Source organism: Pukyongiella litopenaei, assembly GCF_003008555.2.
Classification (GTDB): domain Bacteria; phylum Pseudomonadota; class Alphaproteobacteria; order Rhodobacterales; family Rhodobacteraceae; genus Pukyongiella; species Pukyongiella litopenaei.
In genome coordinates this window covers 80530-102744 of sequence record NZ_CP043619.1, presented here as the reverse complement: position 1 = coordinate 102744, position 22215 = coordinate 80530, and the positions used below count along the sequence as shown (strand labels likewise).

Sequence of the window (22215 nt, the reverse complement as noted above, 5' to 3'; positions counted from 1 at the left end):
CCACATAATGCGCAACAGAAGACCCACACAGATTGTCAGAGGCGGGCAGACAACTCAACACTGGACGCGCATGGCGACCCAGGTCGTCAAATACTCCCTGTCCGTCGCCGCGGCCGTGTTCACCGCCGTCTATGTCTGGCTGGTCTGGCAGAATTACGAGATCGACAAGGTAAGGCTGACCGCGACCTGGTGGATCGCGGATTTCAACGTCGAGCGACGCGGCACGGAAGACCGGGAACTGACCTATATCGACCTGGACGGCCGGCGCGTGACCCGCAGCGCGGGCGAAATCTACGCCGATCCGGTACTGCGAGGAATTTACGAGGTCTATGAGGCCAACGCGCGGCGCTTTGTCTGGCTCGCCCTGCTCCCGACGGCGGTCGCGTTCGCGCTGGTCTTCGCGGTGTTCATTGTCGTGGGCCGGTCGCTGAAGGAGGAAGAGCATGTCCGCGGCGCCCGGCTGGTGTCGGCACGGCATCTGAAGTCCTGGTCGTACCGGAAATGGCGGGCCTATGAGAAGAAGTTCGGCCAGGGCGTGAAGCAGGGACCGCGCTACACGCTGGCGGGCATCGAGTTTCCACCGAACGCGGTGGAAGCGCAGATCGGCATCACCGGCACCGTCGGCACCGGCAAGACCAACGCCATGCACGAACTTCTGAACACGATCCGCGCCGCCGGCGGGCGCGCCATTGTCTACGACCGCATGGGGGGCCTGCTGCGTGACCATTACGATGCGGCCACCGACATCATCGTCAACCCGTTCGACGAGCGCTCCGTGGGCTGGTCGCCCTTCAACGAGGTCAGCACCAACGAGGGCTTCGCGCAGATCGCCGAGGTGATGATCCCGGATCATCCCGGTGCCCTCGAGACGTTCTGGACACAATCGGCGCGACTGGTGTTCCAGTATGCGGCGCGCGAGCTGGCCAAGGCCGGCAAGGGCAGTAACGCGGAATTGCGCCACGCGATCATGACCATGCCGGCGGATGATCTGGCGCGGATCGTCCAGTCCACGCCGGGCGCGCATTTCTTCGGAGACCACGTCGCCCGCACATCGGCCTCGATCCGCGCCAACATGATCACCGAGCTGCGGTTCCTGGAATATCTGCGCGACGATGGCGAGCCGTTCTCGATCCGCGACTGGGTCGTAAACGAACGCCCCGGTTTCGTCTTCCTGACCGGCAATGCCGAGCTTTCGGCCGCGACCCGCAACATCGTCTCGACGCTCTTCGAGGTCGCGGCCAATGCGCTGATGACCACGCCGGAAAGCCGCGACCCCAAGGTCTGGTTCTTTCTCGACGAGGTTCCCACGCTCAACAGGTTGCCGTTCCTGCCCCGTTCGCTCGCCGAAATCCGGCAGTTCGGCGGCGCCTTCGTCGTCGGCTACCAGGTGTTCTCGCAGCTTGAGGATCTTTACGGCGAGAAGGCGGCCGAGACGATCTCAGGCGTTCTCAACAATCGCGTGGTGTTCAACACGCCGGATTTCGCCACCGCGCAACGGTCGTCCCGCTCGCTTGGCGAAGAAGACGTTGTGGAAATGACCGAGAACCTGACGCTGGGCGCCCATGACACGCGCGACGGCGTGGGCATTGTCGGGCGCCGGACCCAACGCCCGATCGTCACCCCGGCGGAAATCCAGTCGCTGCCGCAATTCGTGGCCTATTTCCGGCCCGCCTATGACGCACCCACCGCGATGGTCCGTTTCGATCCGGTCAGAACCACGGCCCGGGCGCCGAAGTTGATCCCCTATCGCGGCCCCGGTTTCGACCGGGGCGGCATGGACGTTCAGGCGATCAACGCGGATCTGAGCGAGGGCACCCGGCCCACCAGGGGATTTGCCGGCCTGCCCGCGCAGGAGCAGAAGGCGGAGTTCTACCGCTGGCTCGACCGGGTACGCCCCGACGGGGCAAAGGGGATCGGGGACGCGTCGGCGCGCTCCGACCGGGACTGGTACTGGGAGCATTTTTCCAGTGGCCGTGCGCGCGGGCTGGAAATCGTGGAGATCGCCCCGCCCGATCCGCTCGACGCCTTCGCCCGCAATGACGGCCAGACCGGCCGGCGCGCACGGGACAAGCTCCGCCTGCCCTGGCCCGAGGAAGCACTGTCGGGTGAGACGGGGCCGGATAAGACGGGGCCGGTTGCAGCGCCCCCGGATGTGCCCGAGCCCGCGATGGCGGAATGCGGCCCCGACGCGGTGCCGGAGGGCGCGGTGCCCTCCCCTGCCCCGCCGGCAATCCCGGTTCAGCCACGGCTCCCGTTACCCGAACCGGACCCGGTGCCGCCCGCCAGTGCCGCATCGAGAGCCTTGTACATTGAAGTGCTGCTGAAAGGAGCAGACCGCTCATGATGTCGATCTCCACCGTCTCGACCGGTGCCGCCGCCAGCGGGTATTACCAGCAGGAAGGCTACTACAAGGAAGGCTCGGACGAGGGAAAGAATGCAACCGCCTGGTTCGGCAAGGCTGCCGAAGCGATCGGCCTGACCGGGCCCGTGGACGATGCCCGCTTCGCGGAACTGCTGGACGGCCAGACCCCCGACGGGCGGCTCATGGGCCGCTATGTCGAGGGCGAACGCCTGCATCGTCCCGGCATCGACCTGACTTTCTCTGCCTCGAAATCGGCCTCCATCGCGGCTCTGGTCATTGGCGATCAACGCATCGTCGAGGCCCATGACGCGGCGGTGCGCAAGGCGATGGAGGTGGTGGAAGGACGGTTCGTCAGGACGCGCTATCAGGAGGAGGGTGAGATCGTCACGACCAGCGGCGAGGGGATCATTGCCGGGATCTATCGCCATGACACGTCGCGCGCGCTCGATCCGAACCTGCACAGCCATGCAGTGATCGCGAACATGGTTCTCAACGAAAAGGGCGAATACACCGCGCTGCGCAACGAAGAACTGTTCAACAACCGCAAACTCATCACCGAGATTTACCGCTCCGGGTTCGAGGCCCGGATGACGGAGCTTGGGATCGCGACCGAACGCGGCAAATACGGTGAGGTCAATATCAGCGGTATCCCTAAAGAGGTGGCCGAGCAATTCTCGACGCGGCGCAGGGAGATCATCGCGGCTCTCGACAGCAAGGGCGTCGAGTATTCCGCCGCCACAGCCCAAAAGGCTACCCTTGCAACCCGCGCCGCCAAACATCGGGATCTGGACCGGGAGAGCCTACGCGCAGATTGGCGCAAGGAAGCGATAGGGTTTGGTCTGTCAAAGGATTTGATCGAGCGGGGTCGGCTCGAGAACCAGGCCCCCGTCCCGATGCAGAGAGAGGCACGCTATGACCGGGCTGAAGAGCATGGCGTGATCGGGGAGCAGTCACGCCTTGCCGAAATCGTCGCCTGGATGAAGAACCTCATCACCTCGCCGCAGAAAGACGAAGTGAAAGAGGCCGAAACTGACGTCGCAAGAGCTGTCAGCAGGGCGATTGATCATGTGAGTGAACGCCAGTCTGTATATGAGCGGAATGTGCTGCTTACCGCAGCCTTGCGGTTTTCCGAAGGGTCCGACATCGAGGAGGTAGACCGGGAGATAGACAGGCGCCTGGCCTCTGGCAAGCTCTATGCGAATGGCAAGCAAGGTGAACACCTGACAGACCGGGCAACCGTTGCCGTCGAAAACTCGATCATCAAGACCTGGCGACGGGCGGAAAAATCCACCGGGCTGGATCTCGGGTTGGGTGGTGGCAAACCTGGAACGCCCGACCTGGCTGCGGCCCCGGAGAACGAGCTGGCCCTGACGGTCGGTCAGAGATCCGCTCTTGAAACATCCCTTTCCGGCGCAGGCCGGTATGTCGGGGTTCAGGGCTATGCTGGAACCGGGAAGACCCACATGATCCGGAAGCTCAATGAGCTCGCTGTGTCGGCGGGATATACGGTAAGAGGGTATGCTCCGAGCCTTCAGGCCACAAGGGAGCTGGGATCGGTGATCGACCGAACTTCCACCCTGGCCAGCGTCGTAATCAGTGAACGGACCCATCCGCAGACGGTGGATAACAGCCGTACGATCCTTCTGGTCGATGAGGCATCCATGGCCTCTGCCCGCGATATGCGCAGCTTCATGGATTACGCCGAGCGCACCAATGCGGCACGGGTTGTTCTGATCGGCGATATCAAACAACTTGACGCGGTGAGCGCCGGTCAGCCCTTCGCACAGCTTCAGGAGGCGGGGATGCGCACCGCGCTGATGGATGACATCAGGCGACAGCGGGACGACGATCTGCGCGCGGCTGTTTACGATGCCGTGCGGGGCGACATTTCCGATGCCTTCGCCAGGCTGGGAAACCGCATCCGTAAGGTGGAAAACCCCCGGCAAGCGGCGGCGGAAACGTTTTTGGGCCTTTCACATGAGGAGCGGCTTGAGACACGGATTCTGACGCTGACCAACGCCTCCCGGGCAGAAATCAACGCCGCCGTCCGCGACGGTCTGAAAGAGGAAGGCAGCCTGTCACGGGACGGTTATCCGGTCTCCGCGCTTGTGCCGCGCAGCATGACCGATGTCGAAAAGGCCGATGCGCGGAGCTATTCCTCCGGCGATGTGCTTCAGTCCGTCGTCAGCCATGCAGAACACGGGCTGCAAAGAAATGTGCTTTATGTGGTCGACGAGGCAGACTGCAAAGCCAATAGCCTGAGGGTCAGGCGTGAAACAGATGGCGCACATATCAACCTGCCACTGATCATGACATTTCAAGGGCGTGCCCTGGGCACGGCTCTTGTAGCCTATCGGCCCGAGATTCGGGAACTGGCCGTTGGTGAGGCCGTCCGGGTGCGGATCACGGACAAGTCCAGCGACCTGATCAATGGCGAGCGCGCCAGGATTACGTCGATCGGGAATGGCAGCATAGGATTGGAAACCCGCGCGGGCCGGCAGTTGCAGGTCGATGCGCAGAGCCTCGGAGCGCGTGGACTGGAACATGACTACGCGGCAACTGCCCACTCGGTGCAGGGTGAGACGGTGGATCGGGTGATAGTCGCCATGAATGGCGGTGACCGCCTGGCCACACAGAAGGGGTTCTACGTCGAGATCAGCAGGGCACGCGAAGAGGCGATACTTCTGACTGACAACCGCGCCGCGCTGGAGCGCAACATTGCGGAAAATACCGGGATCCGGATGACAGCCCTGCATGCGCGGGTTCAGGGTGCGTTTCGGAGACCTGAAGACGACACCGTTCAGGCTGTCTCGCGGGCGATTGAACACGTTAGCGAGAGGGAAGCGGCATATAGCAGGGCTGATCTTACGATGGCTGCAATGTCGTTCTCCAGAGGATCCGGATTTGACGATCTCGATCGGGAAATCAATCGACGCATTGAAGACGGCCACCTCTTTGCCGGCGGGAAGGATGAACAGACCCTTACCGACAAGGCTTCGGTCGCATTGGAGCTGTCCATACTCACCACATGGCGCGAAGCCGGCAAGACCGCCGGGCCGGAGCTACAAGCGGAACCCGGTCGTAGTGGCGTCAGCAATCTGGAGCGAAAGTTGAATGCAGTCCGCACTCTCAGCGTTGGTCAGAAAGAGGCCATCATCACGATGCTGTCGGGCGATGGCCGCTATGTCGGAGTTCAGGGCTACGCAGGTACCGGCAAGACCTTCATGCTGGAAAGCGCAAAAGAAGCCCTCAACCGCTTGTCTCACTATGCCGGTCAGAGCGGATATGAGGTCCGGGGCTATGCACCAAGCCACCAGGCTGTTGGTGAACTCAAAAAGGTACTCGGACAGGCCGAAACGCTGGCGAAGGTGGTCACGGCCGAACGTTACCATCCGCAGGATGTGGACAACAGCCGTACAATCCTTGTCCTCGATGAAGCGTCCATGGCCTCGGCCCAGGACATGCGCACCTTTATGGATTATGCCGAACGCACCAATGCTGCCCGCGTGGTCCTGGTGGGCGACACCAAGCAGCTGGATTCCGTAGCCGCCGGCCGGATCTTCGATCAGTTGCAGAAGGCGGGAATGCGGACCGCGGTCATGGATGAGGTGCGTCGTCAGCGGGATGACGATCTCAAACAAGCTGTCCTTCACGCCATGCAAGGCGAGATTAGGGCGGCTTTCGAACGGCTCGGAGACAATGTTCAGCAGGTCGAGGACCCGGCCTTTGAGGCCGCCCAACGCTATCTCAGTCTTACCCCCTCCGAACAGGAAAATACCCGAATCCTGACCCTCACCAATAGAGCGCGTCATATTGTCAGCTCGGTGGTACGGGAATCTCTGATCATGGATGAAACGGTCGCGCGTGAGGAGCTTCATCTTCATGGTCTCACCAACCGGCAACTGACCCTGGCGCAACTGGCCGACGCGCGCAGCTTTCAAGTTGGCGATGTGGTCATGGCAGTGGTCACCAGCAGAGATTTCGGCCTGAAGAAAAATTCTCTCTACGAAGTATCGGAAGTCGACGCCGAGAAAAACAGACTGATAGTGACGCGGGAAACAGACGGCGAGCAGATCCCCCTTCCTCTTTCCGTAAAGTTCAACCAGCGTGATCTGGGCAAGGCTCTTGTGGCCTATGAGAAGGAAGGTCGGGCCATCTCTGCCGGTGACCTTGTACGGTTCCGGATCCCTGACCCGGAGAGCGGTATCACCAATGGTATGCGCGCCAAGGTTATTGCAACCTATGAGGGAGCGTTCCGTGTAAAGACCAGGGACGACGAGACGATTACGCTGTCCACCGACAGCCTCGCCAGCCGGGGTGTCGAGCTTGATTATGCCGCCACCGCTCATGCGGTTCAGGGGGAGAGTATCGACAACGTGATCGTTGCCATGCGGCATAGCGAGAAGCTGGTAACCCAGAAAAGCTTCTACGTGGAAATCAGCCGGGCGCGTGATGGAGCGGTACTGCTCACCGACGATCCCGACAAGCTCTCAAGGAACATCGAGAGGCAGACAGGTGTTCGCCAGACTGCCCTCGACGCCTGGATTGATGGCCGGCATGCCGGAAACGGGCTCTCCCGGCCCGAGGAGGAGAAGACACGGGAAGATGCCAAACCGCAGGCCAGGGAGCAGGCCAGGGAACAGGTCAGGACGGAACCCGACAGGGACGGCAAGGCCCACCAGCTGGACCTCTTTGGCGGTCCGGAACGAGCAAAGGAGATCTCTGACAAGGTGAAGGCAATCGAAACCTATGCAGAACAACAACTGGTACGCGGCAAGGAACTGACTCGATGACACAGACCCCTCAAGAGATCCGCATCCTACTCGGACCCGTAGCCAGGGGGCTGATCGAGGGTGTTGATCGCAACCGTCCCTCGGCGCTCGACGTCGCTATCACCACCTTGAAGAACCAGGTGCGCGATCTCTCCGAACAGGCATCGCCCGTGGCCCCCGATCAACCCACATCCGATGAGCGCATACTTTCTGTTCTGAAGACACAGTCCAGGGCCATCCGGGAGATGAGTGAACTGGCGGTCGCCGAGATGAAGATGACCCGCCTGCTGATCTCCGCCTTGTTGAAGGACTCTGACAATGACGATCCTCGATTGCGGGAACTGTCGGAAACCGTGATAGATCAGATTTACGAAAACTCTTCCATCCTGAGTGCCGACGACCGGGACGGGCTTTTGCAGAAGGAAGAGGCGTTCCTGACCGCGACCCGGCTGGAGTTGGAGCGCGGACCCGATGCCTGCAAAACCAACGAAGGCCGGGAGATCGAGCGATGAGCGGCGTCAAAACTCATTGCCATTCGCTGCCAATGGCTGCCAATCCACTGCCAATGACTGCCAATAGGACTGGCAGAAGCCTGAAAATAAGGGTTTTACAAGGTGCTGCCAGTGGCAATTCGGCGAAACGGTTGATTTGCGTTTTAAAGCAGCGTCTTACGCTGATTTGCAGCTTGCTGCGTTATGTGTGGTCCTTTCATGAGGCCCGAAGGGCCGAATTGGCGTCGCCCGGGCAATCCCGACAGGGGTGCATCGGCCGGACGCCCGCGAACGAAGAGGCGCGCAGCGCCGCCGCTCCCTTCCCCGTCCGGGTGGCGCTCGGCCTCGCACTGGGGCTGCTGACGGCCCCGCTGACGGGCGGTCCTGCCATCGCCGGGGAATGGCGCAGCTTCAGTTCGGTCGACGCCTCCACGGCCCGCCAGACGGGCGTGAGAGTTGCCCGCGCCCCTGCCCCGGATGAATGGGGCGGCTTCGGAGCGCAATCCGGTTGGGTCGCGATGGACAGGTTCGAGCGGGACCGGCCCGGCAAGGCGCGACCGGACCTGAACCGGTTCCGCCTGCCCGAAGGTTCGAAGCTGGACCGGCTCTACGCGCTGATCGCCCTGGCGGAATCCCCGCGCGCCGGGTACGACGCCGTACATGGCAGCGCCCGGCGTCGTCCACCCGCGAAACCCACCGCGCTGACCCTGGGTCAGATCAAGCGGTGGATCCGGGCAACGCCCGGTCAGCATCACGCCATCGGCCGGTTCCAGATCATACCCTCGACACTGGTCGCGCTGCAGAGACGGCTCAGCTTGCCGGACGGCACGCGGTTCGATCGCGCGACCCAGGACCGCATGGCGGCGCTGCTCCTGGCCGATGCCGGGTATGACGACGTCATCGGCGGCCGGTTGCCGCTTGCCGGTTTCATGGACAGGCTGGCCCACATCTGGGCCGGTCTGCCGCTCGCAAGCGGCAAGTCGGCCTATCACGGCCACGCCGGCAACCGGGCCACGATCACGCGGGCCTTCTACGCGCGCCAGATGAGGGCAATCTTCGGACCCGGCGAAGCGGCCCCACGCGGCGGGTGACGATCCCGGCGATCATTCGCGGCATTCTCCCTGCCCCGTTGCCGCTTGGTGGCGGGGCTGGACCCAGCGAGTACCATGGGTCAGACTGGGCGAGTGTAGCGGGTGCCTCCGCGTGATCGACGCGGCCGAATAAAACAACCTGAAGGGGAATTATGCGCGCATGGGATTATCCGCTGGAGACGGTAACAGTCGCCTGTGAAACCTGCGGGCGCTTTGGCCGTTACCCAAAGCGGCGCTTCATCGAACTGGTCGGGCACAACACCTCGCTTGCCGGTGCGCTGCAGATCATCGCAAAGGACTGTCCGCATGTCCTTCATGGGGTGGTATCACAGAACAGCTGCGGCGCAGTCTGTCCGGATCTCACCCGGATGAAGGGGGACCGCCCGGTCAGTGCCGCCGGTTCTCCAGGGCAGACCTTCGACCGCAAACCGTGAAGCTTCCCTACCCGTCGACAACACGCAACTCCGCCGCCACTCGTTTCACGCTGCTCGGCGAACAGACTGACAGGGCTCAACGCGACCGATTGTCGTTGGAAGCCGCAAACCGGCATCCGATCGCCTCGGGCTGGTTCCCGGTCGCTTTGACAACGGGTGTGACGCCAAGGACAAATGTTCTCCTTTTCCGGCGTCAAAGGGCCCCACATGTGAGGCGAAATCCTGTGCATGTTCGACGCCAATTCGAATCCGGACCCTTCAGCCGGTGCCGAAGTCATCCCGAAAGCGGCCGACTTGATGCATCCGTTCGTGCAGGATCGTCACGATCCCGACATCGCCATTCGAGAGATGGCGCCAATAGACGAAGTGGTGCTCATACCGAAAGAAGAACCCTTCCACGCCAAATTCGGCGGGGATCGGTTTTGAAAGGACACCATGGGTTGCGATCCTGTCGAAAGCCGCGAACAGGCCGGTGATGTATTTCCCGGCCTGGTCCTCACCCCACCTGTCCCGGGTGTAGCGGTAGATCTCGTCGAGGCGGTGGGAGGCCGCCTCCTGGATACGGATGGCGGGCACCGGGTCAGGACCGGTTCCGCGCGATCACGTCACCCGCCGTCAGGGGCTGATAGCTCTCCTCCGGCGCGGCAAAGGCGTGGGCCAGTTCGGCCTTCAGCCGATCGAAGGCTTCCGCCTCCACGCGTTCCTTGTCGCGACGGATCAGGTCACGGATATATTCGCTGACATTCTCATAGGCGCCATCGTCACCGGTATTGGCCGCGACGAAATCGCTGAGCGCGCCACTGACGCGAACTGTCATGGTTGTGGTACGGGGCATGGCACCTCCTGCGGCTCTACATGTATTCAATATAACCAAAATAGAACACACGGCAAGCCGGGCCGAACGGCCCAAACGAGGAATGGATCGCCATCGCAAACCCGGTTCGTCGCCCGGGAACGGAAAGGTCGCGTCGTCGGCAATCTGGCTCTTTGTGTAATCTCCTCGGGGGTTGCCACCGCCGGTTTGCTGGGTCTCGAGTCACCCGGAGACTACGCCACCTTCGAAGTTCTGCCACTCCCGGGCCACGACCGTCATCGCAGCGGTCGGTTTGCCCGGACAAGGTGAACTCCCGAAGCCGCAGATTTCGTCCTCGCGGCGCATGGTTCTCATGACGAACCGCGCTGCGGCATAGATGGCGCAGTTTGGGCAGCGGTTAACCGAAGGATCTACAGCAAGCCGCTTTGCATCGCTTTCGCCAGCAACCGATAGTTGGTCTCCGAACCGGCCTTTTTCCGGGCCGATTTCAGCCGGGCTTTCACCGTCGGAACGGAAATCCCCAGATTGGACGCGATCTCGTCCTGGGACATGTCGAGCGCAAGGCATTTCAACACGTTGATCTCCCGCGCCGACAGCCTGAGCGGATCTGAACTGTGTTCGATGATCCTGTGAAACATCTCATGCACTTCGTTGATCTCATCGTCGGAGAACTCGCGATCATGCCGGGCGGCCGACAGGAGGCTCTTTTTCGTACCGCGCGTGGCGCTCATCATGACGCCGAAGTTGAGACCGTACCTGGCGGCGGCCGGGAGAACCTTCCTGATGTCCGGCATCGTGATGTCAGACCATCTGCGCAGCCCGTCCCGGGCCAACATCGCCGAGACAATGACAGGATCGGACCAGAGATACTTCTTGTCAGTATATTCCGTTTGCCATGCCTCCGGATAGGTGCTGTCGAAATACTGCGATCCCAGCGGCGTGTGATTGATGATGATGCAGAATCCGGTGGTCGCAACCTCGGCCAGCCGCGTTCTCATGTCCTTGTAGCCCGTGACGCCGAAGGGTTGTTGAACCCGTGTTTCAGCAAGGCCGGGGTCCGTGGCAAATCGATCGAGCATCGGTGAGGTCCTTCCGTGGTGCCGGGCGGGCTCTATCCTCAAGGCAAAAGGAGGGCCATAAGGGATATCCCTAAGGCGAATGACCGGACCACGCAGACTGGGCAGTTCGAGTAAGCGCGTCGCTTTCTCGGTCAGACACGATTCTGATAACTGCTATCGCTTTCTGGCCATGGCGGCGATCATGCGGCAGGCGGCGCAATCAGCGTCTGGAAAGGCGTATATGTCGTCCGAAGCTGGTGCAGGCACACTCTCAGACCCAGGCTGGGCAACCGGTGGATTCTTCTGGAATAACGGAAGTTCCACTTGCTCCCGCTTCTGCATCTGCAGCGAGTGATCGGTCTGGCGAAAACCGCGTTGCAGCGTTTGACGAGGCAGACAAGGTCCGGAATGTCCCGCGCGGCGATCAACCCCATCAGAAAATGCCCCGCCATGCACGAACGACTGGTCTCGTGAAGCTGCAGCGCAACAATCGATGTGTCGGCGCAGGGCGGCAATGGGCCGTTTCTCAACTATCGCCGAGTAGCCTGTACCCGCGCCGCTTCTTCGTCGCCGACAGCTTCATCAGTGCGTTGACCGCCCTGCCCTCGTCATCATGCCGTTCGACCAGCATCTGTCCTCGAAACCCGATACGGCCCCATTCCCGCACGAGGCAGGCACCGCCAAACAGGTCTGGCTGAACGCTCATTCGATAGAAGCGCCGCATGTTGAGAGACGGATCGATCCGCTTGAGATCGACCGTCGTCGGGAACACTTCCATTTGCTGCGATATGTCGAACATGTTGTTGGCGCCTCTCTCCATGCCACAATATCAAGCGTTCTTCGACGTTTCCACAATGTTCTGTCCCGGATTGAAGTCGGGGGCTCACGCCCCCTTCTCGAACTTCATGACCGGGATGCCGAGCTTCCTGGCCTTATCGGCGAGGTTTTCCTGGATACCGGTTCCGGGGAAGACGAGGACCCCGACCGGGAATACATCCAGCATCGCATCGTTTCGTTTGAAGGGCGCGGCCTTGGCGTGCCTGGTCCAGTCAGGCTTGAAGGCGACCTGCGTCACGCCGCGAGCTTCGGCCCATTTGGCGGCGATGAGTTCTGCGCCTTTGGGACTACCACCGTGCAAAAGGACCATGTCGGGATACTTGGTCCGGACCTGGTCGAGTTTACCCCAGATCAGGCGGTGATTGTTGAAATCGGTCCCGCCGGTGAGGGCAACCTTGGGTCCTGCAGGCAGCATCACCTCGGTTTCTGCGCGACGCTTGGCGGCCAGGAAATCGCGGCTGTCGATGAGCGCCGCGGTCATGTGCTGGCGGTTCACCATCGAGCCGGTGCGGGGGCGCCAGGTGGAGCCCGTGTGATGGACGAACTCGGTGGCGGCGTGATCGCGCATCATGTCCATGCAGCCCCGTCGTTCGACGAGGGTCAGGCCTTCGGCCGTCAGGCGCTCGAGCTCGACAGACTTCACCTCCGAGCCGTCCTGCTCGCGCTGGAGGCGGCGCTGCGCCTGCTCGTTCTCATCGAGCGACCGCTCGATCCGGGCCGTGGCGCGGTGGAAGAGGTTGACCTGGCCCCAGAGCACCTCTTCGAGGTCGGGTTCCATACGGGTGTCTTCCAGGGTCGCGACGAGGGCGTCGAAGATGTCGGCGACGGCGACGGCGAGGCGCTGCCCATCGGGCATCGGGCGCGGATCGGGCTCGTCAAAGGGGCGATAGCCGTAGAGCTGGAGTTCGTCGAGCGCATGGGCGGTCTGGGATGCGCTATGGGCGGGCTCATACGCGTCATCGCGGGTGTGGATCGTCATCGGTTTCTTGCCTCCGGGTTTTTCCGTGTCCGCGCGTCATCCCGCGCGGCCTTCATGGGCAGACCCGAGCCGTCGGGGCGGTTGCCCCTTCACCCCGGCTGCACCGGGGCCGGAACAGCGTGGAGGAGGTCGGCAGCGAAGCTATTTGTCTCGCGATGCAAAGGCGGCTCTGCCGCCGGCGGAAATGGGTTCCCTGCCGACCTTGCAGGGGCAACCGCTTTGACGGCCTGCCCATCTCTTGAAGGCCGCGCAGGGCTGACGGGTGGATGCGCACGGCCCGGGATGGGGTGAGGACGACGATCCAGTGCCACAATTGGGATGCAGCCCCCTGCCCCGCCCTCCCAGACATTCCCCTGCGCGATGCAGCTCAGCCTAGCAGGCGATGCCGATCCTCTGGCCCGATCTGACCTGCCAGATGCCGGCACAGCGCGTCTTTGTCACTCGCCCGGAGATCATCGTTGAAATCCCCGAGCCCCGGTTCCAGCACCCGCACAGGCACCCCGACCTCGGAGGCTCTGGCGCTCAACCTCTCCGCCGCTTGGCATCCAGCCGGATCGCGATCGATCGCGATGTAAAGGCGCTGTAACCCCTCCGGCAGCCGAACGGCCCCGAGGTGACCCGACGAGAGCGCCGCCCAGACGGGCAGACCGGGGATCGCCTCGGACAGGGACAACATGGTTTCGATGCCTTCACCGACGACGAGGATGTCATCCTGCGGGGTCAGCCTGACGGCATTGCCGAGGAGGTGACCCATGGCCCGACGCTGAGGATTCACCGCCGCCTTCGCCTGCCCGTCAGGCGAAAGCCAGGTGCGATGCACGCCCTGCAAGGCCCCTGCCCCATCGGTAACCGCCGCGATCATCGCCGGTCTGGGGATGCTCCGGGTCTGCCCCTCTTCCCGATGCCAGCACTTCGGGTGGAAGCGTAAGGCGCCGTTCGCGCCGAATTGGGTGATGCCTCGGGAACGGAGGTAGGTGCCGGCAAGCGTGCCTGCGACCGGCACGGAGGCTGCAAACAGGCGCACCGCCGCTGGTGTGCCACCCGAGCGCTTGGACTTCCTCGGAGCGGTCGCATCAAGGAGAACCGACTGCGGACGGCCAAGATGCGCTCGGGCCTCGACGAGAAGGTCGGGGAAGCGCGTGATCCCCGTCCGGGCGCGGATGATGTCCAGGAGATCGCCATGCTCGCCTGTGGCCCCATCCGTAAACTTGCCCGCTGCCCCCGGCCCCGACGCAGGGCCCGTCAACCGCACGAAGAGCGACCGGCCGGGGTTGTTCTGCAGATCGCCCACGATCCAGTAGGATCCTTCCCGCCTCCCCTTGGACAAGTAGGCACGACAGACGCCTTCGGCATTTTCTGCCAGATCGCGCACGAGGTCTTCGGTCTCGGAATACATGGCTCAGCAGCCCCCTCGATCATGTAGTCCTGCGACGGGATAACGTGCGAGCAGACGATCCAGTATAGCGATACCGCTGGAGTCCGTCGGGCAAAACAGGCGAAGCTTCCAACTGATGATTTCCGAGAAGAAGCCATCGGCCTTGAGCCGATCCCTGGCGGCCTCCGAGAAACCCGACAGTTCGATCCGGTTCACACCCATGACGCGCGAACGGTACAACTCCATCCCTTCGGCCAGGCGCACGACAATCTTTCCCTCCAGAACGAGGGCATGGACCTGCGCTGCCGAAAGTTTGGGCGCGTCTTTGGCCAGCGTGGTCGCGACCCAGGCGGGCGAGACACGGCGCCCGATGATGCGCTGGCCGTCATCCGTCTGCAGGCGATAGACCCGGGTTTCATCCTGGGGAAGTTGCTTCCAGATCGGAAGAAGCAGACCTGCCACGATGTGCAGGGTGGACTCGGCGAACTCGGGCACCTCGGCCAGTTCCGCGGTCCAAGCGGCGGCGAAGGCCGCGCGGTCGGCCTCCAGCCAGTGGGTGTCCTCCATGATCCTGGCCGGGACTGTGCTGGCATCCGTGGGACGGATCAGCCGCAGGCGCGGCTCGATGGTGCCATCATCCAGGATCAGGCTGGTAGCGGGCACCTGCACCGCGGCGCGTCCCGAGCGACTGTTGATGAGACACCGTGCCTTCGGGTCATCCAGCCAATCGAGTGCATCCGCGAGCGAGGTCGGCGTATTGCGGCGCTTTTCCGCGATGGTGAGAAGCTGGGTTTCGGCGCCGGAGCCGGGATGGGTGTAGATGACGCGTGCGTCGGTCACCCGGAAGCTCTCGGCACGGAGCGTCTCGAGCCCGAGATCGTAGACCCCGGCGGCGATAGCGCCCTCGATCCGCTGGTCGAGAAGCTCCTCGAAACCCGCGAACAGCACGGCCTGCATGTCGATCGTCAGCGCCAGTAGGCGATTGAGGAAGGTCGTGATCGGCGGCAGATCGTCCTTCAGCCCGTTGTCATCGGTCAGGCTGAGGCCAGTGGCATCCTCGAAGGCCCCGAGCGAGCAGCCCGCCAGATCGCCGCGATAGATGCGGCGGTAAAGCTGGCGCAGGGCGTCGCGGGCGTAAGGAGACTCGAGGTTATCCTCGGGGCGGAACAACCCCTGCCCTCCGGTCTGGCGCTGACCGCGCGTGATGGCGCCAAGCGTGTCGAGACGGCGCGCGATGGTCGACAGGAACCGCTTCTCCGCCTTCACATCGGTGGCGACCGGCCGGAAGAGCGGCGGCTGCGCCTGATTGGTCCGGTTGGTGCGGCCCAAACCTTGAATCGCCGCATCTGCCTTCCAGCCGGGTTCCAAGAGGTAGTGGACCCGCAAGCGCTGGTTCTTCGCCCCGAGATCGGCGTGATAGCTGCGCCCGGTGCCGCCGGCATCCGAGAAGATCAGGATACGTTTTTCGTCATCCATGAAGGCTTGGGTTTCCGCTAGGTTCGCGGCTCCGGCCCGGTTCTCCACCACGAGCCGTGCCGAAGGCCCTTCGCCCTTGCGCACGATGCGCCGTGAACGCCCCGTGACCTCGGCCACGAGATCCGTGCCGAAGCGCTGGACGATCTGGTCGAGCGCACCAGGGACCGGCGGCAGCGAGGCCAGCTTTTCGATCAGCGCGTCACGACGGCGGACGGCTTCGCGGCACTCCACCGGTTGGCCGTCGCGCATGACGGGGCGCGACGAGAGGTTGCCCTCGCTGTCGGTGAAAGGCTCGTAGAGCTGCACCGGGAAGGAATGGGCGAGGTAATCCAGGACATAATATGCCGCGTCAGCGTTATGCTGAGTTCTGGGTTTCAAGCTGTTGTTCTGGCGTTTCATTTTCGGGTTCCCGCTTTGGATAATAATGATGCCTCTGCTCTCAACTGCAGAAGGACATCCCCATGAACTCCCCCTCGAACTCTCCGGTCGGCGGCCGCGCCGAAGCCGAGGACCACACCCTCGTCCGCGCCTATTTCGCGGACAATCCCCGGCTTTCGGCAGGCGCGCTGAGCGCCGCCCGGCATTTTCTGAAGTGGGCCCGCGCCCGAGAGATTTCCATCAGGGACCTCGACGCATCAGTTCTGGATCGGTTCCTGCGTCATCGCTGCCGCTGCGGCCGCTACAGCCCTGCGCAACTGCGCAAACCTGTCTATGCCACAGATACCCGCAGATTCCTGAGCTATCTCGAAGGCACCGGAGCGGTCACGATTGCCGATGATGTCGCGCGGCTCGGGCAATATCTGGAGGCTTATGCCGGAAAGCTCAGCGCCGCCGGATACAGCAAGGTAACGTATTCGATGCGGCTGAGTCAGGCGCGCCATTTCGCGGAATGGGCGCTGCAGATGCGTGTTTCGGTCCACAATATCGACGATGCCCTCATGGATCAATTCGCGCATCATGATTGCCGTTGCGGGATCAGGACCAAGCGCGGCAAACGGGTCGCGGGTTCCGGTCCAAGAGATCGCCGTCGTGGCGCTCGTGCTTTCATCCAGTTTTTGCGGGATGAGGGCCTGATCCCGGCTGAAGTGCTCGAATGCTTCGTCCCCTGTGACCCGCGCCTGACCGCGTTTTCAGAATGGCTGCGACGCGAACGCGGGGTGACGTCCGAGACGGTTCGGCGTTACTTGAACGAAGCCGGCCGTTGGCTGGATCGACTTGGCAAAACCCCGAAGGATTACAACGCGGCGTCCATCCGGTCGATCGTCTTGGATCAGGGCGAAGAGCGCTCGCGATCATCTGTGCGCATGACGGTTACCGTGCTGCGCAGCTTCCTGCGCTTTACGATCACCAAAGGCCAATGCGCCCCATCTCTCGTCCATGCGGTGCCACCCGCAGTTCGGCGCAGGCTTTCGACGGTCCCGCGTACGATCCCCATGGTGAAGATTGAAGAGATCATTGCCTCCTGTCGCACCGATACATCGGTCGAGATACGGGACCGCGCCATTCTCCTCCTCCTCGCCCGGCTGGCCCTGCGCGCGGGGGATATCTGGCAGTTGCGTCTGTCCGATATCGACTGGCGCGCGAGCCGGTTGCGATTGCACGGCAAGGGCAGACGCGGCGTGATGATGCCCCTGCCGCAGGATGCAGGCGATGCGCTGCTGGCCTATATCGAGGATGCGCGTCCGGTGGTCGCCACGGACAGGGTGTTTCTGCGAACCCAGGCCCCTTTTACCCCGCTGCGATCCGCCGCCGAGATCGCCGGGATCGTTTCCCGTGTCCTGAGCCGGGGCGGCTTTACCGGTTTGCCGACCGGTTCGCATGTCTTTCGCCATTCGCTGGCATCCGCATGGTTGCGCGGCGGCGCGGATCTTGACCAGATCGGTGTCGCGCTGCGCCACAGTTCGCGCGATACCACCGCGATCTATGCCAAGGTCGATGTCGGGATGCTGACGGACGTGGCGCAACCATGGCCGGGGTGCGCGTCATGATACATCACCACGTTGATCGCTTCGTCCAATTCAATCGCGCTCTTGGTATGAAGTTCGCCGCGCAGGAGAGATCCTTGCGCGCCTTCGCGGATTTTGCTGCGGAACGATCCATCACGCATCTGACGGCAGCGTTGATCCTGGAATGGGCCGGCGGCGCCGCGACGCCTTATGCCGCGCAGGAGCGGTTTGACCGAGCCCGTGCGCTGGCGGTGTTCCTGCATGCTGAAGATATGCGGCACGAGATTCCGGCGATGGGCTTGCTTGGCCGTTCACGACGACGGCGACCTGCACCGCATATTCTGACGCAGGACCAGATCAGACGTATCATGCAGGAAGCGCTTCTGGTACCCGGCCTGACGCCGATCAGCCCGCTGACCTACCACAACCTGTTTGGGCTGCTCGCGTCGACGGGTTTGCGGATTTCGGAGGCATTGTCCCTGCAGCGCGGCGATCTGACGGAAGACGGCCTCATGATCCGCAAGGGCAAGTTCGGCAAAACCCGTCTCGTTCCCATTCATGCCTCGACCCGCGCCGCGCTGGATCGGTATCTTGAAGCCCGCAACAGCCTACGCAAAGTAGGCGATGCGCTTTTCGTTCTGGGCCATGGCCGCCCCCCGACGGCGACGAGGGTCCACGTGGTTTTCGTGCGGATCGTGCGCAAGCTCGGCTATCGCAACCCAACGGGTCCCGGTCCCCGGGTGCACGATCTGCGCCATACCTTCGCCGTGCGATCGCTGGAGGCCTGCGGGAACAACCCGCAGGCGGTGTTGCGGCACATGAAGGCCTTGAGCACCTATCTCGGCCATGTGGATATTGCCAACACCTACTGGTACCTTGAGGCCACGCCGGTTCTGTTGCAGATGATTGCGTCGACCGCCGAGGAGACCTGGATCGGAGGTGCGACATGACCCCGCTTGCTCCCGACCTTTCCGCCTTTCTGCAAACCCATCTTCCCGATGAATGCGGGGCAAGCCGGCATACCATCGCGGCCTATGCCCGTGCTTTCGCCCTCTTGCTGCGGTTTGTCGCCGGGCGGCTCAAGCGAACTCCATCGGAACTTTTCATCGAAGATATTGATGTGCAGATGGTCAGGGCGTTCCTCGAACATATCGAAGAGGGACGCACCAATTCCATCCGGTCCCGCAACGCGCGACTGGCAGCGATCAAATCGTTTTTTCGTTTCATTGAGCATCGCCATCCGGCCTGCCTTGAGCAGGCAATGATGATCCGCGCCATGCCGACCAAGCGGACAGACGCCAAGCTGATCGATTATCTGACCAAGGAAGAAGTCCGCGCCCTGCTTGCCGCGCCGAACCGCCACACGCGGGGCGGATTGCGGGATCGGGCCATGTTGCATCTGGCCTATGCGGCGGGGTTGAGGGCGTCCGAACTGCTCGCGGTGCGGATGGACGATTTTCCCGATGGGTCGTTTTCCAGCCTGCGGATCCTGGGCAAGGGACGGCGGGAGCGTGTGCTGCCGCTCTGGAAGGAGACCCAGGGCGCCATCCGGGCGTGGCTGGCCGTCCGGCCCGGCAATGTAGGCCCGGAGCTGTTTCTGAACCGAGATGGGCGGCAAATGACGCGGGATGGATTTGCATATCGGCTCAGGCAGCATGTGACGGTGGCCGAACGTTCGGCGCCGTCGATTGCCGCAAAGCACGTCACCCCACATGTGCTGCGGCACAGCTGCGCCATGCACACGCTTCAGGCCACCGGCGATATCCGCAAGGTCGCGCTCTGGCTTGGCCATGCCAGCATCCAGACGACCGAGATGTATCTGCGCGCGGATCCAACCGAGAAGCTTGCGCTTCTCGAGGCGCATCACGCACCGCTGATCAAGCCCGGCAAGTTCCGTGAGCCTTCGGACAAGCTGATGCAAATATTGGCCGTCGCCGCGCAGCGTTCCTGAACGACAAGACAAAATTGGCGTCCCGCATTCTGCGGGGCGCTATTCCATCACATAGCCAAGCGCCCGATAGCCCGTCCTTCGTTTGGCAGCCATTCTCGCGAGGACGGGGACCGAACTGTCGACATAGTCAACCACCAACACGTCTTTCTTGTCGTCATGCCGCCGGTGCAACCTGCCGACATATTGCGCCAACGTTCCCTTCCATGCGATCGGCATCGTCAGGAACAGGGTGTCGAGCCGCGCATCATCGAAGCCCTCGCCGATATAGCGCCCTGTCGCGAGGATCAGCCGTTCCTCATCATCGGCAACGCTCAACGCCGTCTGCGCGGCCTTCCGGTCCGTTGCCGACATGCCGCCCCGGAGCACGGCGATATTCCTGGCGAATCTGGAAAACCGCTGCTGGAGATAGTCGAGGTGATCCTTTCGCTCGGTCAGGACAATCGGCGAGCGCTTGGCCTCAAGCGATTTCAGAACGTCGTCGAAGATCAGGTCGTTTCGGGTCTCATCCGCCGCCAGTGCTGCATAAATTGCGGGCATGGACGGGCGCTCGGCCATGGCGAGCGCCTCCGGCAACCGGAATCTCGTGTGACGTTCCCGCGCCCGATGGCGAAGGCCGCTTTCGGCGGCCTGCGATTTTGCGCTCACCTGATGGCGCACCGGGCCGCATTGCATGAAGATGATCGGGTGATGCCCGTCCTTTCGGGCAACGGTTGCCGACAATCCGGTGACATAGCGCGCTTTCGATCTGCGGGCGACGAGTTCGAAGCTTGCAGCGGACAAGTGATGGCATTCATCAACGACAAGATGGCCGTAATCGGCAACGATGTCGTCAACTTCACCCTTGCGAACCAGACTCTGGATAAGCGCCACGTCGATCACACCGGTGGGTTTGCGCTTTCCGGCCCCGATGGCGCCGATCAGCTTGGGATCGATCTGCAAAAATGAGCCAAGCCGTTCGACCCATTGATTCAGTAATTCCCGGCGGTGCACCAGAACCAGCGTGTTGCGGGCGCGATGTGCGATCAGCGCGGAGGCCACGACCGTCTTGCCGAAGGCGGTGGTGGCGGCCAGCACGCCGGTATCGTGTTCGACCAATGCGTCAAATGCCTGCGACTGTTGCCGGCGCAGCTCGCCTCGGAAGCGCACAATCTCCGGCAAAGGGGCTCCGTCCTCACGCAAATCGTCCACTTCGACAGTTGCTCCGTGATCGGAGAAAAACCCGGTCACCTCATCAAAGCAGCCACGCGGCAACGCGACGTGCCGGGGATGCAACTCGGCGCAGGACACAATGCGCGGCTTCCCGAATGTAGGCAGCCGCATCGCTTGTGCGCGGTAGAATTCGGGATTCTGGAACGCGGCCAACCGCACCAGTTGGGCAATCATGGCCGATGGAAGGTCGGATCGGTCGATGTAAATTTGATCGGCAACCGTCACCTTGATGGTCTGCGGGATGGGCACTTCCAGTCGACGCGGCGTGCTGCGACGTGACGGAGGCATTTTCCAAGGTTCGTCCGCCTGCTCGTCCTCAACCGGCATGCGGACGCCCAGCACCCGCCCGGAAAGCTCCGCCGCTTCAACGAGGTTGGTCACCGCTGCGGCGGTCATTCGCGGCAAGGAAGACAAATAGGCCCACTGATCATCATATGGCCGCATGTCCGCGTCGACAAAGACGCTGTTGCCCACCTTGCGCGCGGTGTTCTGGAGCGGCAGCGCGATCAGGTTGCCAAACCCGCCAAGCGGCATGATGTCCTGGTTCGGAAACAGCCGGTCATAGGATGCGAAGCCGATTTCCGGCCGCCTTTCCATCGTTTCCGTGATCAGGACGGATCCAAGCTGGCGCGCCAGACGGGCAGAAACCGCTTCAGCAAAGAATATCCAGACATGCCCGCCGTTACCCGACCTCGACCGCTCCAACGCTGCGGGCACGCCCTTCACCCGGCAGGTTTCGAGCAGCGCATTGGCGTCCTCCGACCAGGAAGTCTTGTCAAAATCCGCCGCCAGGAACCAGCAGGTATCTCCGGGCAAGAGCGGATAGACGCCTGCAACAAAATCCCCGCCCCGACCGTCGTCGCCACGCAGGTGCCTTGCAATAACACCTTCATCCGGCGGTATGAACTTCTGATGAGGACACTCGCCGCATTTGACCTTTGGCTTGCCACAGATGCCCTTCACCCATTCGTTGCCGCAAGCCGGCGAATATCCTGAGCGACCGGTCCTCCTGTTTTCCCATCGCACCGGAAACACGTCAGGCCGACCGGCGAACAGGCGACGGAACAGCTCGACCTTTTGGTGCGACGGAGAAGCATTCGTAACCGGGGCGTTCTCGAATGAGGATTGTCTCACTGCCGGCACGTGCTCTGCAGCGAGACGAGCCTCCAGCGCTGCAACGTCGCGCTGAAGCTGCGTTCGTTCGACATCCAGATCGGCCAGACGGGCTCGAACCCGCGCCAACTCCGCCTCAATGTCGCTTCTGTCCGCCACCTGCGATTTCCACCCAGACCTTTCCGCCCCGTCCAGCATAAAGCGCGAAAGCGGCAGGCGTAAGCAGGTCCTCGGCTTCGGCGCGGCCGCCGACCGGAGAGTTCGAGGGGGAGTTCATGGGGATGTCCTTCTGCAGTTGAGAGCAGAG

The 22215-nt window shown here is 62.6% G+C and carries 15 protein-coding genes and 1 pseudogene; 8 read left to right on the top strand and 8 right to left on the bottom strand.

The genetic code is table 11. From position 1 onward, the window contains the following. The first annotated feature begins 70 nt into the window (after positions 1 to 70). The 5 genes from C6Y53_RS19475 (at position 71) to C6Y53_RS19455 (ending at position 9150) form a co-directional block, all read left to right on the top strand. On the top strand, positions 71 to 2344 hold the full coding sequence (locus C6Y53_RS19475) for a type IV secretion system DNA-binding domain-containing protein (RefSeq protein WP_149615633.1): 2274 nt from the start codon (positions 71 to 73) through the stop codon (positions 2342 to 2344). Continuing rightward, complete coding sequence (gene mobF / locus C6Y53_RS19470; RefSeq protein ID WP_149615632.1) at positions 2341 to 7155, top strand: MobF family relaxase; 4815 nt, start codon at positions 2341 to 2343, stop codon at positions 7153 to 7155. Before C6Y53_RS19475 ends, mobF begins: the two co-directional genes overlap by 4 nt. Beyond that, on the top strand, positions 7152 to 7646 hold the full coding sequence (locus C6Y53_RS19465; protein WP_149615631.1) for a hypothetical protein: 495 nt from the start codon (positions 7152 to 7154) through the stop codon (positions 7644 to 7646). Before mobF ends, C6Y53_RS19465 begins: the two co-directional genes overlap by 4 nt. After that, the gene (locus C6Y53_RS19460) at positions 7643 to 8716 is read left to right on the top strand and encodes a lysozyme family protein (protein ID WP_149615630.1); all 1074 of its coding nucleotides are present in this window, start codon (positions 7643 to 7645) and stop codon (positions 8714 to 8716) included. Before C6Y53_RS19465 ends, C6Y53_RS19460 begins: the two co-directional genes overlap by 4 nt. A gap of 152 nt (positions 8717 to 8868) precedes the next feature. Continuing rightward, positions 8869 to 9150 carry a hypothetical protein gene (locus C6Y53_RS19455; RefSeq protein ID WP_149615629.1) on the top strand — a complete coding sequence of 94 codons (282 nt, stop codon included), beginning with the start codon at positions 8869 to 8871 and terminating at the stop codon, positions 9148 to 9150. A gap of 258 nt (positions 9151 to 9408) precedes the next feature. Here the strand turns inward: C6Y53_RS19455 and C6Y53_RS19450 are convergent, their stop codons facing one another. From C6Y53_RS19450 to C6Y53_RS19420, 7 genes and pseudogenes are all read right to left on the bottom strand, one after another. Next, the gene (locus tag C6Y53_RS19450) at positions 9409 to 9726 is read right to left on the bottom strand and encodes a type II toxin-antitoxin system RelE/ParE family toxin (RefSeq protein WP_149615628.1); all 318 of its coding nucleotides are present in this window, start codon (positions 9724 to 9726) and stop codon (positions 9409 to 9411) included. A gap of 4 nt (positions 9727 to 9730) precedes the next feature. After that, a complete protein-coding gene (locus C6Y53_RS19445; RefSeq protein WP_149615627.1) occupies positions 9731 to 9985 on the bottom strand; it encodes a ribbon-helix-helix domain-containing protein in 255 nt (84 codons plus the stop codon). A 389-nt stretch (positions 9986 to 10374) separates the two neighbouring features. Next, complete coding sequence (locus C6Y53_RS19440) at positions 10375 to 11043, bottom strand: helix-turn-helix transcriptional regulator (RefSeq protein WP_149615626.1); 669 nt, start codon at positions 11041 to 11043, stop codon at positions 10375 to 10377. Positions 11044 to 11548: 505 nt separating this feature from the next. Next, a complete protein-coding gene (locus C6Y53_RS19435) occupies positions 11549 to 11821 on the bottom strand; it encodes a WGR domain-containing protein (protein ID WP_149615625.1) in 273 nt (90 codons plus the stop codon). 84 nt (positions 11822 to 11905) lie between these two features. Beyond that, positions 11906 to 12838, bottom strand: coding sequence for a DUF2493 domain-containing protein (locus C6Y53_RS19430; RefSeq protein ID WP_149615624.1), 933 nt, complete (start codon positions 12836 to 12838; stop codon positions 11906 to 11908). Between the two features lie 367 nt (positions 12839 to 13205). Then, the gene (locus C6Y53_RS19425; protein WP_149615623.1) at positions 13206 to 14234 is read right to left on the bottom strand and encodes a DUF7146 domain-containing protein; all 1029 of its coding nucleotides are present in this window, start codon (positions 14232 to 14234) and stop codon (positions 13206 to 13208) included. Between the two features lie 3 nt (positions 14235 to 14237). Continuing rightward, positions 14238 to 16028 (bottom strand): annotated as a pseudogene (locus C6Y53_RS19420) (strawberry notch C-terminal domain-containing protein); the annotation flags it as partial. Positions 16029 to 16150: 122 nt separating this feature from the next. Between C6Y53_RS19420 and C6Y53_RS19415 the strand changes: the two are divergent. Genes C6Y53_RS19415 through C6Y53_RS19405 form a run of 3 tightly spaced genes read left to right on the top strand, consistent with a single transcriptional unit; the run spans position 16151 to position 19586 of the window. Then, positions 16151 to 17677: a tyrosine-type recombinase/integrase gene (locus tag C6Y53_RS19415; RefSeq protein ID WP_149615622.1), complete on the top strand. Its 1527-nt coding sequence runs from the start codon at positions 16151 to 16153 to the stop codon at positions 17675 to 17677. Then, positions 17674 to 18585 (top strand): tyrosine-type recombinase/integrase, encoded by a 912-nt coding sequence (locus C6Y53_RS19410; RefSeq protein WP_149615692.1) that lies wholly within the window; start codon positions 17674 to 17676, stop codon positions 18583 to 18585. Before C6Y53_RS19415 ends, C6Y53_RS19410 begins: the two co-directional genes overlap by 4 nt. Continuing rightward, the gene (locus C6Y53_RS19405; RefSeq protein WP_149615621.1) at positions 18582 to 19586 is read left to right on the top strand and encodes a tyrosine-type recombinase/integrase; all 1005 of its coding nucleotides are present in this window, start codon (positions 18582 to 18584) and stop codon (positions 19584 to 19586) included. The genes C6Y53_RS19410 and C6Y53_RS19405 overlap by 4 nt, the downstream gene beginning before the upstream one ends. Before the next feature lie 39 nt (positions 19587 to 19625). Here C6Y53_RS19405 and C6Y53_RS19400 read toward each other — a convergent pair whose 3' ends face one another. Further along, entirely contained in the window at positions 19626 to 22067 is a 2442-nt protein-coding gene (locus C6Y53_RS19400; RefSeq protein WP_149615620.1) for a TOTE conflict system archaeo-eukaryotic primase domain-containing protein, read from the bottom strand. Positions 22068 to 22215 lie beyond the last annotated feature (148 nt).

What these genes read in the sequence shown, in the direction of transcription:
- C6Y53_RS19435 (WP_149615625.1), bottom strand. Translation starts at nt 11,821, where the DNA reads ATGTTCGACATATCGCAGCAAATGGAAGTGTTCCCGACGACGGTCGAT.
- C6Y53_RS19465 (WP_149615631.1), top strand. Translation starts at nt 7,152, where the DNA reads ATGACACAGACCCCTCAAGAGATCCGCATCCTACTCGGACCCGTAGCC.
- C6Y53_RS19460 (WP_149615630.1), top strand. Translation starts at nt 7,643, where the DNA reads ATGAGCGGCGTCAAAACTCATTGCCATTCGCTGCCAATGGCTGCCAAT.
- C6Y53_RS19405 (WP_149615621.1), top strand. Translation starts at nt 18,582, where the DNA reads ATGACCCCGCTTGCTCCCGACCTTTCCGCCTTTCTGCAAACCCATCTT.
- C6Y53_RS19475 (WP_149615633.1), top strand. Translation starts at nt 71, where the DNA reads ATGGCGACCCAGGTCGTCAAATACTCCCTGTCCGTCGCCGCGGCCGTG.
- C6Y53_RS19425 (WP_149615623.1), bottom strand. Translation starts at nt 14,234, where the DNA reads ATGTATTCCGAGACCGAAGACCTCGTGCGCGATCTGGCAGAAAATGCC.
- C6Y53_RS19455 (WP_149615629.1), top strand. Translation starts at nt 8,869, where the DNA reads ATGCGCGCATGGGATTATCCGCTGGAGACGGTAACAGTCGCCTGTGAA.
- C6Y53_RS19415 (WP_149615622.1), top strand. Translation starts at nt 16,151, where the DNA reads ATGAACTCCCCCTCGAACTCTCCGGTCGGCGGCCGCGCCGAAGCCGAG.
- C6Y53_RS19430 (WP_149615624.1), bottom strand. Translation starts at nt 12,838, where the DNA reads ATGACGATCCACACCCGCGATGACGCGTATGAGCCCGCCCATAGCGCA.
- C6Y53_RS19440 (WP_149615626.1), bottom strand. Translation starts at nt 11,043, where the DNA reads ATGCTCGATCGATTTGCCACGGACCCCGGCCTTGCTGAAACACGGGTT.
- mobF (WP_149615632.1), top strand. Translation starts at nt 2,341, where the DNA reads ATGATGTCGATCTCCACCGTCTCGACCGGTGCCGCCGCCAGCGGGTAT.
- C6Y53_RS19445 (WP_149615627.1), bottom strand. Translation starts at nt 9,985, where the DNA reads ATGCCCCGTACCACAACCATGACAGTTCGCGTCAGTGGCGCGCTCAGC.
- C6Y53_RS19410 (WP_149615692.1), top strand. Translation starts at nt 17,674, where the DNA reads ATGATACATCACCACGTTGATCGCTTCGTCCAATTCAATCGCGCTCTT.